Origin of the sequence: Serratia sp. LS-1, from assembly GCF_003719595.1 — a bacterium.
Taxonomy (GTDB): Bacteria; Pseudomonadota; Gammaproteobacteria; order Enterobacterales; family Enterobacteriaceae; genus Serratia; species Serratia ureilytica.
This window is the reverse complement of record NZ_CP033504.1, coordinates 121,866-138,114: the sequence shown is the minus strand read 5'-3', so window position 1 is coordinate 138,114 and position 16,249 is coordinate 121,866. Positions and strand designations below refer to the sequence as shown.

Annotated in this window: 11 protein-coding genes; 2 read left to right on the top strand and 9 right to left on the bottom strand. The window is 59.9% G+C overall.

The genetic code is table 11. The features are described from left to right. Positions 1-52 precede the first annotated feature (52 nt). Positions 53-1,447, top strand: coding sequence for an amino acid permease (locus EDY99_RS00585; protein ID WP_123061390.1), 1,395 nt, complete (start codon positions 53-55; stop codon positions 1,445-1,447). A gap of 36 nt (positions 1,448-1,483) precedes the next feature. Here the strand turns inward: EDY99_RS00585 and EDY99_RS00580 are convergent, their stop codons facing one another. The 9 genes from EDY99_RS00580 to rlmD form a co-directional block, all read right to left on the bottom strand. After that, positions 1,484-2,680, bottom strand: a complete 1,197-nt coding sequence (locus EDY99_RS00580; protein WP_123061389.1) for a methionine gamma-lyase — start codon at positions 2,678-2,680, stop codon at positions 1,484-1,486. A 30-nt stretch (positions 2,681-2,710) separates the two neighbouring features. Further along, the gene (locus tag EDY99_RS00575) at positions 2,711-3,115 is read right to left on the bottom strand and encodes a hypothetical protein (RefSeq protein ID WP_080280870.1); all 405 of its coding nucleotides are present in this window, start codon (positions 3,113-3,115) and stop codon (positions 2,711-2,713) included. Then, positions 3,112-4,302 (bottom strand): FAD/NAD(P)-binding oxidoreductase, encoded by a 1,191-nt coding sequence (locus EDY99_RS00570; protein ID WP_123061388.1) that lies wholly within the window; start codon positions 4,300-4,302, stop codon positions 3,112-3,114. Before EDY99_RS00570 ends, EDY99_RS00575 begins: the two co-directional genes overlap by 4 nt. A 284-nt stretch (positions 4,303-4,586) precedes the next feature. Beyond that, positions 4,587-5,882, bottom strand: a complete 1,296-nt coding sequence (gene eno, locus EDY99_RS00565; protein ID WP_004932670.1) for a phosphopyruvate hydratase — start codon at positions 5,880-5,882, stop codon at positions 4,587-4,589. An 81-nt stretch (positions 5,883-5,963) separates the two neighbouring features. Continuing rightward, positions 5,964-7,601, bottom strand: coding sequence for a glutamine hydrolyzing CTP synthase (pyrG, locus tag EDY99_RS00560; protein WP_004932674.1), 1,638 nt, complete (start codon positions 7,599-7,601; stop codon positions 5,964-5,966). Between the two features lie 393 nt (positions 7,602-7,994). Then, positions 7,995-8,858: a hypothetical protein gene (locus tag EDY99_RS00555; RefSeq protein ID WP_033651656.1), complete on the bottom strand. Its 864-nt coding sequence runs from the start codon at positions 8,856-8,858 to the stop codon at positions 7,995-7,997. Between the two features lie 71 nt (positions 8,859-8,929). Then, the gene (gene mazG, locus EDY99_RS00550) at positions 8,930-9,724 is read right to left on the bottom strand and encodes a nucleoside triphosphate pyrophosphohydrolase (protein WP_033651657.1); all 795 of its coding nucleotides are present in this window, start codon (positions 9,722-9,724) and stop codon (positions 8,930-8,932) included. A 99-nt stretch (positions 9,725-9,823) separates the two neighbouring features. After that, entirely contained in the window at positions 9,824-12,055 is a 2,232-nt protein-coding gene (relA, locus tag EDY99_RS00545; protein ID WP_033641872.1) for a GTP diphosphokinase, read from the bottom strand. A 9-nt stretch (positions 12,056-12,064) separates the two neighbouring features. Continuing rightward, positions 12,065-13,414, bottom strand: a complete 1,350-nt coding sequence (gene rlmD, locus EDY99_RS00540) for a 23S rRNA (uracil(1939)-C(5))-methyltransferase RlmD (protein ID WP_033641871.1) — start codon at positions 13,412-13,414, stop codon at positions 12,065-12,067. A gap of 66 nt (positions 13,415-13,480) precedes the next feature. Between rlmD and barA the strand changes: the two genes are divergently transcribed. Then, positions 13,481-16,207 (top strand): two-component sensor histidine kinase BarA, encoded by a 2,727-nt coding sequence (barA, locus tag EDY99_RS00535; RefSeq protein ID WP_033641870.1) that lies wholly within the window; start codon positions 13,481-13,483, stop codon positions 16,205-16,207. Positions 16,208-16,249: the final 42 nt, after the last annotated feature.

Genomic DNA, 16,249 nt, shown 5'->3' with positions numbered 1-16,249 from the left:
ACCCGGTGCGGGCAGCGCGTGCCTGTTCGGCAAACACTTAACGGGAAACAACATGCGTAACGAAACGACACAACTCAGACGCGGACTAAACGCGCGGCATATCCGTTTCATGGCTCTCGGCTCGGCGATCGGCACCGGCCTGTTCTACGGCTCCGCCGGCGCCATCCAACTGGCCGGCCCGGCGGTGCTGCTGGCCTATCTGGTGGGCGGCGCGGCGGTATTCATGGTGATGCGCGCGCTGGGTGAAATGGCGGTGCATCAGCCGGTTTCCGGCTCGTTCGGCCACTACGCCAGCCACTATCTCGGCCCGCTGGCCGGGTTCCTCACCGGCTGGACCTACACCTTCGAAATGGTGATCGTCGCCCTGGCGGACGTCACCGCCTTCGGCATCTATATGGGGCTGTGGTTCCCGGACGTCGCTCAGTGGGTTTGGGTGCTCAGCATCATCCTGTTTATCGGCGCGCTCAACCTGTGCAGCGTCAAGGTCTTCGGCGAGCTGGAATTCTGGCTGTCGCTGGTCAAGGTCGTCGCCATCGTGGCGATGATCGTCGGCGGTGCAGCGGTGATGCTGTTCGGTTTCGGGCAAACCCAGCACGCCACCGGCATCAGCAACCTGTGGCAACACGGCGGCTTTATGCCTAACGGCATCGGCGGCGTGGTCGCGTCATTGGCGGTGGTGATGTTCGCCTTCGGCGGCATCGAGATCATCGGCATTACCGCCAGCGAGGCGAAAGACCCCGCCAAAGTGCTGCCGAAGGCGATCAACGCCGTGCCGGTGCGCATCCTGCTGTTTTACGTGCTGACGCTGACGGTGCTGATGGCTATCTATCCGTGGAACAGCATCGGCCAGAACGGCAGCCCGTTCGTTGAGATCTTCAGCAACCTCGGCATCAGCTCCGCCGCCAACGTGCTGAACGTGGTAGTGATCACCGCCGCCATTTCGGCCATCAACAGCGATATCTTCGGCGCCGGCCGCATGATGTACGGCATGGCGCAGGACGGCCAGGCGCCGCGCAGCTTCACCAAACTGACCGCCAGCGGCGTGCCGTGGATGACGGTGCTGGTGATGTCAGTCGCCCTGCTGTTGGCGGTGGTGCTCAACTACCTGATCCCGGAGAAGGTCTTCATGATCATCGCTTCGATCGCCACCTTCGCCACCGTCTGGGTGTGGCTGATGATCCTGCTGTCGCAGATCGTCATGCGCCGCACGCTGTCGCCGGAAGAAACGCGTCAGTTGAGCTTCCCGGTGCCGTGGTGGCCGGTGGCGCCGGCATTGGCGACCGCCTTTATGGCGTTCGTCATCGGCCTGCTCGGCTATTTCGAAGAGAGCCGCATCGCGCTGTACGTCGGGCTGGTGTGGATCGCTTTACTCACCGTGGCTTACTGGCTGTGGGTGCGCAAGAAAGGCGGCGGCTCGCCGGTGACCGCGGCGACGCAACAGATGTAACGCTCGCTTCTGCTAAAACCCGCTGCGGCGGGTTTTTTATTGCGCCTGCGCCAACGCCTGCAGGATATCTGCCTGCAGATCGTCAAACGCCTCCAGCCCGGCGGACAACCGCACCAGCCCCTCGCTGATGTGGTGCCGTTTCCGCTCTTCCAGCGTGTAGGCCGAGTGCGTCATGCTGGCCGGGTGCTGCGCCAGGCTTTTGCAATCGCCCAGGCTGACCGCGCGCAAGATGAGCTGCAGCGCGTTGAGGAAACGAATGCCCGCACGCAGGCCGCCCCGCAGCTCAAACGCCAGCATGCCGCCGGGGCGCGCCATTTGCCGCTGCGCCAACGCATGCTGCGGGAAGTTCGCCAGGCCGGGGTAATATACCCGCTCGACCGCCGGATACTCCGCCAACATCTCCGCCAGGCGCTGCGCGTTATCGCAATGACGATCCATGCGCAGCGGCAGGGTTTTCATCCCGCGCAGCACCAGCGCGGCATCCTGCGCCGACAGTACCGCCCCGGTCATGTCCTTTAGCCCCTCCAGACGGATCGCTTCGGCCAACGCCTGACGCGTCACCGCTATTCCGGCCAGGAGATCGCCGTGTCCGCCGAGGTACTTGGTCGCCGAGTGCACCACGATATCGGCGCCTAGCGCCAAAGGCCGCTGCAGATAGGGCGTGCAATAGGTGTTGTCCACCAGCAACAGCGCCTGATGCCGATGGGCAATCTCCGCCACGGCGGCGATATCGATCAAACGCATATTGGGATTGGCCGGCGTTTCGCAATACACCAGGCGGGTACGCGGTCCAATGGCCGCCGCCAGCCGCTCCGGCCGGGTCAGATCAACGTGGGTTATCTTGACGCCAAAGTGCGCCAGGCCATGATGAAAGTAGCTGAAGGTGCAACCATACACGGTTTCGTCGACAATCAGCTCATCGCCCGGTCTGAGCAGCGTCCAGCAACAGGCGGTGATCGCCCCCATGCCGGAAGCGAACGCCACCGCCGCCTCCCCCTCCTCCAGGTTGGCGATGCGTTGCTCGAGCAGGTTTAACGTCGGATTGGCGATGCGCGAGTAAAAGTACCCCGGCTCGGTGCCGGCAAAGCAGGCGCCGCCGTATTCCGCAGTGGGAAAAGCAAACGTAGAGCTCATAAACACCGGCGGAGACAGTGCCCCCTGATACCGCTGCGGATCGTAGCCGTAATGAATAGCCCGGGTGGCAAAGTCGTGGCCAACTGCTGTAGCGGACATAACACAACTCCTTACCTGAGTGGGTGAAGCTTAATTTTTTGATTCATCCGAAAGGGCCGGCGGCAATGCGCTGTCTCGCGTGCGCTGGCCGATGATTTGTAAAGTACGCAGCAGCAGCGTCAACCCCAGCAGGGTATCCGGCTGCTTCAGCAAGGCGTACAGCGCGCGAAAACTGGCCGGCGGAGGATTCAATTGCAGCTCGCTGTGCGCCATCTGCAGCGCCGTTCCGCCTTCCCAACCGATGGTCACCAAACCTTCAAAGACGCCGGCCAGTTTCTCCACCAGCGCGTTGTCGGCGATGTCCACCGCGTCCGACAGCAGCGACAACAGATCGACCACGTTATCCAAACGGCCGCCCGCCAGCAGCGGCTGCAGTTTCTCGAGCAACGCCGCCAATGATTGCAGGTCAGCCGCGTGCACCGTGCTTTCCGTCATATCAGCCCCCTTACCGTGGCCCAGTAAAGGCCGCGGTTGAACCCGTTGCGCAGCATGCCGCCCGCCTTGGTGGCGGGCGTCGGCAGCACGTCGTGACGGTAGTCGTACACCAGCGGCATGCCGGCATTCAGCCCCATTTGCGCGACCGCCTGCACCTTGCCGTCATAATGGCTCACGGTTTGGCCCAGCCGCATTTCCGCCACGATGTTGTCGGCAATGACCGGCGCCTGATTATGGCAAGAGCCGCCGGCCTTGCTGACCGGCAAATCCACGGTATCGCCTATGACATACACCCCCTGCTGGCCGTAGACCTGCAGCGTTTGATGATCGGTCGGCAGCCAGCCTTCGCCGTTTTGGCTCTCGCTCAACCCGGTATTGCGCACCGCCTCCACTGCACGGATGGGCGGCGTCGCCATCAGAATGTCGAACGGCTGTTCTTCCCCCTCGGCGGAATAGGCGATGTTGCGCTTAGCGTCCACCCGGCTGAGGGTAAACCCACGCTGGTGGCGAATGTCGCGCGCGGCAAAAATAGCGGGCAGCGCTTCGCCGGTCGGGCGCTGTAAAAACAGACAGTTGCGCAGCAGTTGAGAAATGGTTGGATAGGTATAAACGATCTCCACCGCCTTGCGCACGCCGCGCCGCCGCAGGTAGTCGTCCAGCATCAGGGTGGTTTCGATCGGCGCGATGCCGCACTGATGGGGCACATTAGGCGTTTCAGGGAAGGACACGGTGATGAAAATGCGGCCTTTCTCGATCGTCGCCAGCTTATGCGCCAACCGCCGCGCGGCCTGATACTGGTAGAAATGATCGCCCGCCTGCGCCAACCCTTCGATGCGCTCCGGCCAGGGCACGCAGCCGGTGGCGAAAACCAGGAAGTCATACGGATAATGCTTGCCGCTTTGCGTAATGATATACCGCTGTTTTAAATCAAAAGATTCCGCTTTATCGACGACAAACTGTATTTCCGGCCGCAATAAACTCCGCTGTGAACGCGTGAGCTCCTGCTTGAAAAAATTATTGAATGCAACATACATAAACGCCGGCTTGTAATAATGCAGCGGCGAATCCGAAATCATTAATAACTCAACTTTATTATTGAGAATTTCCCAGTGCAATTTCACGGCCAGCAGATTGGCTAGCATGGTGCCGCCGGTTCCACCGCCGACAATGACGACTCGCTGTCGCATCTGGCCCTCCCCCAGCCGAAACCCGGCAGTATGAAAGAACGCATTACGATGATGGCGATATTTAACGGCAAGAAAAAAATAACGCCGCCTTATTGGCAGTCTAGTAACGAATAATTATAAAGCAAATAAAAACGGAATATAAAAACCGGCAAGAAAACTGCACAATAAATTTATTAGGGTAAACGCAGAGATTGTTAATAAATAAAACAGGGTTAACATCGGGACGTCAGCCATAAAAAAACCCGCCGCGGCGGGTTTTTATTTAGCAACCGAATCGGTCGAACTTACTGGCCTTTAACTTCTTTCAGGCCGTTGAACGGCGCACGGTCACCCAGCGCTTCTTCGATGCGGATCAGTTGGTTGTACTTGGCAACGCGGTCAGAACGGCTCATGGAACCGGTTTTGATCTGGCCAGCTGCAGTACCTACCGCCAGGTCGGCGATGGTTGCGTCTTCGGTTTCACCGGAACGGTGAGAGATCACCGCAGTGTAGCCGGCGTCTTTCGCCATCTTGATAGCCGCCAGCGTTTCGGTCAGAGAACCGATCTGGTTGAACTTGATCAGGATGGAGTTAGCGATGCCTTTCTCGATGCCTTCTTTCAGGATCTTGGTGTTGGTCACGAACAGATCGTCGCCCACCAGCTGGATTTTGTCGCCCAGCACTTTGGTCTGGTAAGCGAAGCCCGCCCAGTCGGATTCATCCAGGCCGTCTTCGATAGACACGATTGGGTACTGTTTGGTCAGCTCTTCCAGGAAGTGAGTGAACTCTTCGGAAGTGAAGGCTTTGTTGCCTTCGCCGGCCAGCACGTATTTACCGTCTTTGTAGAATTCGGAAGCCGCGCAGTCCATCGCCAGAGTGACGTCTTTGCCCAGCTCGTAGCCCGCCGCTTTTACCGCTTCAGCGATAACCGCCAGCGCTTCGGCGTTGGAACCCAGGTTTGGCGCGTAGCCGCCTTCGTCGCCCACGGCGGTGTTCATGCCTTTGGCTTTCAGAACTTTCGCCAGGTGGTGGAACACTTCGGAACCGATACGCACCGCTTCTTTCAGGGTCTTCGCGCCAACCGGCTGAATCATGAATTCCTGAATGTCGACGTTGTTGTCAGCGTGCTCGCCGCCGTTGATGATGTTCATCATCGGCAGTGGCATGGAGAATTTGCCTGGGGTGCCGTTCAGTTCAGCGATGTGCTCGTACAGCGGCATGCCTTTAGAGGCTGCGGCCGCTTTCGCTGCTGCCAGGGAAACCGCCAGAATGGCGTTGGCGCCGAAGTTGGATTTGTTTTCGGTGCCGTCCAGCTCGATCATGATCTTGTCGATGTTCGCCTGGTCTTTGGCATCTTTACCCAGTACTGCCTGAGCAATCGGACCGTTTACTGCAGCAACGGCTTTCAGTACGCCTTTACCCAGGAAACGAGACTTGTCACCGTCACGCAGTTCCAGCGCTTCGCGGGAACCGGTAGAAGCACCTGACGGCGCAGCAGCCAGGCCGACGAAACCGCCTTCCAGATGAACTTCGGCTTCAACAGTCGGGTTACCGCGGGAGTCGATGATTTCACGACCGATGACTTTAACGATTTTGGACATTAGGTTTTCCTCAGTACAAGTTAAACTAAAACTCCAGACAAACAGCGCGCGGTTCTCACCGCGCGCCGCCTACCAAATATTTTATTTCACCTGGCGCTTCTGATGCTCGCCTGCGGCTTTCACGAAGCCGGCGAACAGCGGATGCCCATCACGCGGCGTCGATGTAAATTCCGGGTGGAATTGACAGGCCACAAACCACGGGTGATTCGGCAGTTCAATGATCTCGACCAGCTTGTTGTCGGCGGAACGACCGGCGACACGCAGCCCTGCGGCTTCGATCTGCTTCAACAGCATGTTGTTAACTTCGTAACGGTGACGATGACGCTCGACAATGGTCGGTTCGCCGTACAGCTGACGCACCAGGCTGTTGTCGCTCAGGTTGCACTGTTGGCCACCTACGCGCATCGTGCCGCCCAAATCGCTTTCTTCGCTGCGCACTTCGACGTTGCCGTCTTCATCGCGCCATTCGGTGATCAACGCCACCACCGGGTACTTACAGTCTGGCATAAACTCGGTGGAGTTGGCGTTCTCCATCCCCGCCACGTTGCGAGCGAACTCCATCAACGCCACCTGCATGCCCAGGCAAATGCCCAGGTAAGGAATGTTGTTCTCGCGCGCATAGCGTGCGGTCATCACTTTGCCTTCCACGCCGCGGTAGCCGAAGCCGCCCGGGATCAGGATCGCGTCCAGCCCTTTCAGCACTTCCACGCCGCGGGTTTCCACGTCCTGCGAGTCGATCAGCTTGATGTTCACGGTCAGACGGTTTTTCAGCCCGCCGTGCTTCAGCGCTTCGATCACCGACTTGTAGGCGTCCGGCAACTCAACGTATTTGCCGACCATACCGATGGTCACTTCGCCGCCCGGATTGGCTTCTTCGTAGATCACCTGTTCCCATTCGGCCAGGTTGGCTTCCGGCGCGTTCAGGCTGAATCGTTTACAAATATAATCGTCCAGCCCCTGAGATTTCAATAGGCCTGGGATTTTATAAATAGAATCAACGTCTTTCAGAGAGATAACCGCTTTTTCCGGCACGTTGCAGAAAAGCGCGATTTTCGCGCGTTCGTTAGCAGGAACCGCGCGGTCGGAACGGCAAATCAGCACATCAGGCTGAATACCGATGGAAAGCAGCTCTTTTACGGAATGCTGGGTCGGCTTGGTTTTCACTTCGCCCGCCGCCGCCATGTACGGCACCAGCGTCAGGTGCATGTACAGGGTGTGCTCGCGGCCCACTTCCACCGCCATCTGACGGATGGCTTCGAGGAACGGCAGCGATTCGATATCGCCGACGGTGCCGCCGATTTCCACCAGCACCACATCATGGCCTTCGCCGCCTTCGATGATGCGTTCTTTGATCGCGTTGGTGATGTGCGGAATGACCTGCACGGTCGCGCCCAGATAGTCGCCGCGGCGTTCTTTACGCAGCACGTCGGAGTAGATGCGGCCGGTGGTGAAGTTGTTGCGACGCGACATTTTGGTGCGAATGAAGCGCTCGTAGTGACCCAAATCCAGATCGGTTTCTGCGCCGTCTTCGGTGACGAAAACTTCCCCATGCTGAATCGGGCTCATGGTGCCCGGATCCACGTTGATGTACGGGTCCAGTTTCATGATGGTAACGTTGAGGCCACGGGCTTCAAGAATAGCCGCCAGAGAGGCTGCGGCAATGCCTTTACCCAGAGAGGATACGACCCCGCCGGTCACAAAAATATAATTAGTTGTCATGCTGAACCTGAGAGTTTAGGTTTAAAGACGATGGAAGAACCAGGACGGGAAAGTAGTATACCCGAACCTCTCCTGACCTACAAACGATCGTTTTGCTGTCCATCATCTCGGCCGCCCTCCCGTGTTCATCAGGGTTTACTCCGCCGGCGCGCCCAAAACCCTCCAGGAAATACAAAGAGTTAGCGGAGAAAATTTCTTTTTACCGCCCCTCTCGAGCGATAAAACACCTTAGATTTCAGTTTGTTGGCCTTTTGCTGCCGACGGCAGCCCTGCGCCTGTGACCTGACCGTAAGCTTAACCGTTTCAGCTTGAGTGAACCTTGTCGTCGATCAACATTGTAGCGGCGGTTCAGCTTCCCTAAACCCGATTAGCCTGGGATCGAGGCGCATCGGGTTAACGACTGATGTAGAGCCTGCGTTCAGGCATATCAATAATCACACGATGCCCCCGCATAAAGCCCATCCCCAGCAGACCATCAAAACCCAGCGCCTCAGACGTTGGGCCTTCGGTAACGATGGCCAAATCGTTGTGATGCCGGCCCCGGCGATCGGTCAAGGTGAATCTGGTCACTCGGCAATCCAGGTTCTCGGCCTCAGGCTCAATGGAACGACAGCCGGAAAACAAGAGGCCAGCCGGCAAGCCTGCGGCAAACAAAAGAGAATGGCTGGCGCCGGTATCAACAATCAGGCGCAACGGTTTATTGCCAACGAAGGCCGTCACGCTCAGCCCCTCATCGGTCTGTTCGAATGGATATGAAGCCCATATTGCAATGTCTGAAGGCAGATGAGTCAACATTTGCAAGCGGTCGTTTTCGAAATCCATCAGCACCTTTCGATCGCGGAACAACCCAAGCCCCATCACTTCACTTACCGGCAGCTCGTTTCCCAGGCTGAGTCCCCAGGGCTTAAAACTCACCGCTTCGACGTCGTTAAACGGGATATTGCCAATGAACAGCCGACTAATCCGCCAGGCAGACACCTGATTTTCACCGCCAGAGAGATCTCTCAACCGCCGAGGCGCCAGCCGCACCGCCTTCAGACTCGGTTGCTCGACCAGACGCTCCAGATCGTGTTGATAAAGGTGTATCCCTTCTGAGCTGCCGGTATCCAGCATGAGCGTGTGTAACCGGTTATCGATCTGCACATCGACTAATGGCAGCCTGCGTTCATCATACCGCAACCGCCCAACATCAGCAGGAGGAGACGCCATGCTGAAACCGGGGAAAAAACATGCTAAAAGCATTAGCCTCTTGATCATGACGCCACCTTCCTTTGTCTGCGCGGAACGTCCTTCATGTTCACCCCGGCGCCATGAACGCCGGAAGCGCATCAGATTTCAGATTTCTTCACCTGCTGCCAGGCGTCTTCCATCTGCTCCAGCGTGGCGTCTTCAAGCCGCAGCCCGCGTTGCTTGACGATCGCCTCCACCTCGCGGAAGCGGCGTTCGAACTTGCGGTTGGCCGCCTGCAATGCGTTCTCGGCCTTGTGGCCCAAATGGCGCGAGAGGTTCACCGTGGCGAACAGCAGATCGCCGATCTCCTCTTCCAGCTTGCTCTCATCGACCACCGCCTGGCGGGCTTCGTGCATCACTTCGTCGATCTCTTCATACACTTTGTCCAGCACCGGGCCCAGCGTGTTCCAGTCGAAGCCGACCGAGGCGCAGCGTTTTTGGATCTTGTGCGCCTTCATCAACGCCGGCAACGCCTGCGGAATGTCGTCCAGCACTGAGTGCAGCGCTTTTTCGGCGCGCTCGCCGGCCTTGAGCTGCTCCCAGCGCGCCGCCACGGCTTCGCTGTCTCCGCCCTCGGCGTCGCCGAAGATGTGCGGATGACGGCGCTCCAGCTTGTCGCTGATGGCAGTACACACCTCATCAAAATCGAACAGCCCCTGTTCCTGCCCCATCTGAGCGTAGAACACTACCTGAAACAGCAAGTCGCCCAGTTCGTCGCGCAGATCGGCGTAGTCCTGCCGTTCGATGGCGTCCAGCACTTCGTAAGTCTCTTCCAGCGTGTAGGGCGCGATGGTGGCGAAGGTTTGCTTACGGTCCCATGAGCAACCGTTCTGCGGGTCGCGCAGCGTTTTCATGATGTTCAGCAGGCGCTGCAACGAAGTGGATTGGGTCATAAAAAATCTCTGAGAAAATGGGGGCGCACGGACATGTCCGCCGGAACTGATGGAGTTCGGGCCGCATCGACCTCGGATGCGGCCCGAAAGGCGCAGGAGTTAGTTGCCGTGCAGACGCTTGGCGTCTATCACGTCCGGCAGCTGGTTCAGCTTCGCCAGCACCCGGCCCAGCACCTGCTGGTTATAAATTTCGATGTCCATATCGATGGTGGCCAACTGCTTCTTGGTATCGCTGCGGCTGGCGACGCCCAGCACGTTGACCTTTTCGTTGGCCAGAATGGTGGTGATATCGCGCAGCAGCCCGCTGCGATCGTTGGCCATCACGCGCACCACCAGCGAATAACCGCTGGAGTAGCTTTCTCCCCACACCGCATCGACGATGCGCTCCGGCGCATGCGATTGCAAATCGGCCAGCTGATCGCAGTCCGCACGGTGGATCGAGATGCCGCGCCCCTGGGTGATAAAGCCGACGATGTCGTCGCCCGGGATCGGCTGGCAGCAGCGGGCGATGTGGTGCATCAGGTTGCCCACGCCCTCCACCACCACGCGGCCGTTATCCTTGTTGCGGGCCGGCGGCGGCGCTTTCTGCTGCACCAGCTGGCGCAGCGCCTCGCGATCCTGCTCTTCGGCGCTCGGCTTGTTGAACTTGCCCTGCAGGTAATTCACCATCTGGTTCAGGCGAATGTCCCCGCCGCCGATCGCCGCCAGCACCTCGTCCAGCGAGTTCATGTTGTAGCGCGGGATCAGCAGCTTCTCGGCCTCTTTCAGGCTGATGCCGAGGTGTTCCAGCTCGTTGTCCAACATCTGGCGGCCGGCGAGAATGTTCTTGTCGCGATCCTGCTTGCGGAACCAGTTGTGGATCTTCGAGCGCCCGCGGCTGGTGGTCACGTAGCCCAGGTTCGGGTTCAGCCAGTCGCGGCTCGGGTTCGGCTGTTTCTGGGTGATGATCTCAATCTGATCGCCCATCTTCAGCTGATAGGTAAACGGCACGATGCGGCCGCCGATCTTGGCGCCGATGCAGCGGTGACCAACGTCGCTGTGAATGTGGTAGGCGAAATCGAGCGGCGTGGAGCCGGCCGGCAGATCCACCACGTCGCCTTTCGGGGTAAAGACATAGACCCGATCGTCGAACACCTGGCTGCGCACTTCGTCGAGCATCTCGCCGGAGTCCGCCATCTCTTCCTGCCAGGCGATCAGCTTACGCAGCCAGGCGATGCGCTCTTCATAGCCGGAGCGCACGGTAACCCCCGCGCCCTCTTTGTACTTCCAGTGTGCGGCCACGCCCAGCTCGGCGTCTTCATGCATTTGCCGGGTGCGGATCTGAATCTCGACGGTTTTGCCGCGCGGCCCCAGCACCACGGTGTGGATCGACTGGTAGCCGTTGGGTTTCGGGTTGGCGACGTAGTCGTCGAACTCGTCCGGCAGGTGGCGGAAGTGGGTATGCACGATGCCCAACGCCGCGTAGCAATCCTGTAGACGCTCCGCCACGATGCGCACCGCGCGCACGTCGAACAGTTCGTCAAACGCCAGGTGCTTTTTCTGCATCTTGCGCCAGATGCTGTAGATGTGTTTCGGCCGGCCGTAAATCTCCACCCGAATGCCTTCTTTGGCCATCTCGGCGCGCAGCCCGGCGACGAAGTCGTCGATGAACTGTTCGCGATCGATGCGGCGCTCATGCAGCAGCTTGGCGATGCGCTTGTATTCTTCCGGGTGCAGGTAGCGGAAGCAGAAATCCTCCAGCTCCCACTTCAGTTGGCCGATGCCGAGCCGGTTAGCCAACGGCGCATAGATGTTGGAACACTCTTTCGCCGCCAGCACGCGTTCGTCTTCCGGCGCGTCTTTCACCTCGCGCAGGTGGGCGATGCGCTCCGCCAGCTTGATGACGACGCAGCGGAAATCCTCAACCATCGCCAGCAGCATGCGGCGCACGTTGTCGACCTGTTCGGAGGCCATCGAATCGTTTTGGGTGGCTTTCAGTTGGCGAATGGCGTCCATGTCCCGCACGCCATGCACCAGGGCGACGATGCCCTTGCCGAACGTTTCCGTCAGGATCTCTTCCTGCACGATGCCGGCATCCACCAGCGGGAACAGCAGCGCGGCGCGCATGCTGTCGTTGTCCATGCTCAGCGTCGAGAGGATTTCCACCATCTCCAGGCCGCGCCACAACAGCAGCGAGGCGTCGGGATGGTTTTGGGTCTGCTGCTCACAATAACGCCAGGTTGCGGCCAATCGCTCACATGACTGCGGGTTGGGTAGCCCCAAGCCGGCGATCCACTCATCGAGAGCGAACTCACCCGCCGTATTCAGATGTGCACTTCTTACCGCAACCATAACTTCTCCCTACTTTGCAGCGACCTCTGGCGCGCGCTCGTTGATAAACAGCGCCATTGATTCAAGATGCCCCGTGTGCGGAAACATATCCAACATCCGCACGCGCGCAAGACGATAACCGGCGTTCAACAGCACTTTGCTGTCGCGAGCCAGCGTGGTGGGGTTACAGGAAACATACACCACCCGCGCCGGCGCCAGTTTTACAATGTGTGACATCACCCCGGCCGCACCGGCGCGGGCGGGATCCAGCATCACCTTATCAAACCCTTGTGCTGCCCAAGGTTGCCGCTCAACGTCGTCCTCCAGATTCTCATGGAAGAACGACGCATTATTCAGCTTATTCTTATGTGCATTATATTGCCCATTCGCTACCAGCGTGGCAACACCTTCGATGCCCACCACCGCAGCGGCGCGGCGCGCCAGCGGCAGGGTGAAATTCCCCATGCCGCAGAACAGGTCCAGCACCCGATCATTGGGTTGAATGTCGAGCCATTCAAGGGCCTGCGCCACCATTTGTTGGTTTACGGCGTCATTGACCTGAATAAAGTCGCGCGGACTGAAGTCTAAGCGTAGCCCGTCAACCTGATAATACGGCGTTTCACCGCACAGTTTTTCCACCCGATCGCTGTCCGGCGCCAGATAAACGGCGACCTTTTCCCGCTCGCCAAACGCCAACAGCGCCTGGCGATCCGCCTCTTTCAGGGCATCGAGATGGCGCAGCACCAGCAGCGGGCCGTTATCCGCCAGCACCAGCTCCACATGCCCCAGCCGCCGCACCGCCAGCAGCCCGCTCAGGCAGGCGCGCACTGGTGCCAGCAGCTGTTCCAGCTCCGGGCGCAGCACCGGGCAGTGCTCCACCGCCACCAGCTCGCTGGAGGCCGCCTGTCGAAACCCCATCATCAGGCGCTGCAGCTTCGGCTGCCACGCCAGGCTCAGGCGGGCGCGGCGGCGATAGCCGTATTCCGGGCCGGCGATCACCGGTTCCTGTTGCGGGGTCACCCCGGTTTCGCGGGCGATCATGCGCACCAGCGCCGCCGCCTTGCTCTGCTGTTGCAGCGCCTCATCCGCATGTTGCTGCTGGCAGCCGCCGCACACGCCGAAATGCGGGCAGCGCGGCTCCACCCGCTGCGGGCTGCGGCTCAGCAGGCGCTTGAGCTTGCCTTTGGCGAACTGGCGCTTGTCTTCGGTCAGCTGGATTTCCGCCTGCTCGCCCGGCAATACGCCCGGCACGAACACTGCTTTGCCGTCGTGGCGCGCCACGCCCTGGCCGAAAGGATCGAGATCGCTCACCGTCACGGTGAAGATTTGTGAGCTCTGCCGGGTCGTCACGCGGCGTTTGGGAGAGTAGAATTGCGCCATATTTGTCGATTGTGTGCTGGTTCATTAAGCTAGTGTCAGCTGTCAATTCTCCCACATTGGAATCCCATGACCAAATACAGCCTGCGTGCGCGCATGATGATCCTGATTCTGGCCCCGACCTTGCTGATTGGTTTGCTGCTCAGCACCTTCTTCGTGGTGCACCGCTATAACGAGCTGCAGGAGCAATTGGTCGACGCCGGCGCCAGCATCATCGAGCCGCTGGCGGTAGCCAGCGAGTACGGCATGACGTTCCGCAGCCGCGAATCGGTCAGGCAACTGGTCAGCCTGCTGCACCGCCGCCATTCGGACATCGTGCGTTCGATCACCGTGTTCGATGCGCAGAACAACCTGTTCGTCACCTCCAATTATCACCACAACTTCGCTCAGCTGCAGTTGCCGAAAGGCGTGCCGTTGCCCACCGAACTGATGCTCACCCGGCGCGGCGATTCGCTGATCCTGCGCACGCCGATCCTGTCGGAAAATCAGTATCCGGATGAAACCGCCGACGGCGGCAGCCACCCCGACAACAACCTGGGCTATGTGGCGATCGAGCTGGATCTGCAGTCGGTGCGGCTGCAGCAGTATAAAGAGGTGTTCGTCTCCACCCTGCTGCTGCTGCTGTGCATGTGCATCGCCATCCTGTTCGCTTACCGCCTGATGCGCGACGTGACCGGCCCGATCCGCAACATGGTGAACACCGTCGATCGCATCCGCCGCGGCCAGCTCGACAGCCGCGTGGAGGGCTACATGCTCGGCGAGCTGCACATGCTGAAGAACGGCATCAACTCGATGGCGATGTCGCTCACCGCCTATCACGAAGAGATGCAGCAGAACATCGATCAGGCCACGTCTGACCTGCGTGAAACGCTGGAGCAGATGGAGATCCAGAACGTCGAACTGGATCTGGCGAAAAAACGCGCGCAGGAGGCGGCGCGCATCAAGTCCGAATTCCTGGCCAACATGTCGCACGAGCTGCGTACCCCGCTCAACGGCGTGATCGGTTTTACCCGCCAGATGCTGAAAACCGATCTGAGCGCGACCCAAACCGACTATTTGCAGACCATCGAGCGCTCGGCCAACAACCTGCTGACCATCATCAATGACGTGCTGGACTTCTCCAAGCTGGAGGCCGGCAAACTGGTGCTGGAGCATATTCCGTTCGCCCTGCGCGAAACGCTGGACGAAGTGGTGGTGCTGCTGGCCCCCAGCGCCCACGACAAAGGGTTGGAGCTGACGCTGGATGTGCACAACGACGTGCCGGAGCAGGTGATCGGCGACTCGCTGCGCCTGCAGCAAATCATCACCAACCTGCTGGGCAACGCCATCAAGTTCACCGAAACCGGCAATATCGATATTCGCGTCGAGCTGCGCAAACAGCTGGAGCGCCGGGTGGAAGTGGAAGTGCAGATCCACGACACCGGCATCGGCATCTCCGAACGCCAGCAGTCGCAGCTGTTCCAGGCGTTCCGCCAGGCGGACGCCAGCATCTCCCGCCGCCACGGCGGCACCGGGCTGGGGTTGGTGATCACGCAAAAGCTGGTGAAGGAAATGGGCGGCGACATCTGCTTCCACAGCCAGCTGAATCGCGGCTCGACCTTCTGGTTCCACATCACGCTGGATCTGAACGAGGGCATGCTGTCGCTGGCGCCGAACCTGCCGGATCTGAACGGCAAAACGCTCGCCTATATCGAGTCCAACCCGACGGCGGCACAGGCGACGCTCAACATGCTCAGCGTCACGCAGCTGGTGATCACCCACTCGCCGACGCTAGGCCAACTGCCGTCAGGCCATTACGATTTCCTGCTGGCCGGCGTGCCGATCCCGTTCCGCGACAACATGGCGCAGCATCAGGACAAATTGTTGGCCTCGCTGAAGCTGGCCGATCGGGTCATTCTGGCGCTGCCGTGCCAGGCGCAGATCGACGCCGAGCTGCTTAAGCAACAAGGCGCGCTCGGCTGCCTGATCAAGCCTATCACCAGCACGCGTCTGTTCCCGCTGCTGAGAATGGAAACGCCCGATCGGCTCGCCGCCCCGCCTGAGCGTAAACGTCTGCCGCTGACGGTGATGGCGGTCGACGACAACCCGGCCAACCTGAAGCTGATCGGCACGCTGCTGGGCGAACAGGTGGAAAAAACGCTGCTGTGCGAGAGCGGTGAGGAAGCGCTGGCGCTGGCGCGCAACAACGTGCTGGATCTGATCCTGATGGACATTCAAATGCCGAAGATGGACGGCATTCACGCCAGCGAACTGATCCGCCAACTGCCGCACCACAACTCCACGCCGATCGTCGCCGTCACTGCCCATGCCGCCAGCGGCGAACGCGAGCATCTGCTGCAGGCGGGGATGGACGACTACCTGGCCAAGCCGATCGACGAGAAAATGCTGACCCGCGTGCTGTCGCGCTACCACAGCGGCGACGTGGAAAGCGCCGTCGCCGACGATGCCCCGCTGTCGCTCGACTGGCCGCTGGCGCTGCGCCAGGCGGCCAATAAGCCGGATCTGGCGCGCGATCTGCTGCAAATGCTGCTCGATTTCCTGCCGCAGGTGCGCGAACGGGTGCAGGCGCTGCTCGAGGGGCAACACGACGACGAGATCCTCGACCTGGTCCATAAGCTGCACGGCAGCTGCAGCTACAGCGGCGTGCCGCGCCTCAAGCAGCTGTGTTTCTACCTCGAGCGGCAGCTGCGCCAGGGCATCACCAACGACGAGCTGGAGCCGGAGTGGCTGGAGCTGTTGGATGAGATTGAACTGGTGATCCACGCGGCGCGCGCGCATCTGGCGCAACCGGCCTGAATCCTCAGGCCATAATGCAAAAAGGCACGCCGTAGCGTGCCT

Excerpts from the sequence above, each read along its gene's own strand:
- EDY99_RS00575 (WP_080280870.1), bottom strand. The coding sequence starts at position 3,115 with ATGACGGAAAGCACGGTGCACGCGGCTGACCTGCAATCATTGGCGGCG.
- rlmD (WP_033641871.1), bottom strand. The coding sequence starts at position 13,414 with ATGGCGCAATTCTACTCTCCCAAACGCCGCGTGACGACCCGGCAGAGC.
- EDY99_RS00570 (WP_123061388.1), bottom strand. The coding sequence starts at position 4,302 with ATGCGACAGCGAGTCGTCATTGTCGGCGGTGGAACCGGCGGCACCATG.
- barA (WP_033641870.1), top strand. The coding sequence starts at position 13,481 with ATGACCAAATACAGCCTGCGTGCGCGCATGATGATCCTGATTCTGGCC.
- EDY99_RS00585 (WP_123061390.1), top strand. The coding sequence starts at position 53 with ATGCGTAACGAAACGACACAACTCAGACGCGGACTAAACGCGCGGCAT.
- pyrG (WP_004932674.1), bottom strand. The coding sequence starts at position 7,601 with ATGACAACTAATTATATTTTTGTGACCGGCGGGGTCGTATCCTCTCTG.
- relA (WP_033641872.1), bottom strand. The coding sequence starts at position 12,055 with ATGGTTGCGGTAAGAAGTGCACATCTGAATACGGCGGGTGAGTTCGCT.
- eno (WP_004932670.1), bottom strand. The coding sequence starts at position 5,882 with ATGTCCAAAATCGTTAAAGTCATCGGTCGTGAAATCATCGACTCCCGC.
- EDY99_RS00580 (WP_123061389.1), bottom strand. The coding sequence starts at position 2,680 with ATGTCCGCTACAGCAGTTGGCCACGACTTTGCCACCCGGGCTATTCAT.
- mazG (WP_033651657.1), bottom strand. The coding sequence starts at position 9,724 with ATGACCCAATCCACTTCGTTGCAGCGCCTGCTGAACATCATGAAAACG.
- EDY99_RS00555 (WP_033651656.1), bottom strand. The coding sequence starts at position 8,858 with ATGATCAAGAGGCTAATGCTTTTAGCATGTTTTTTCCCCGGTTTCAGC.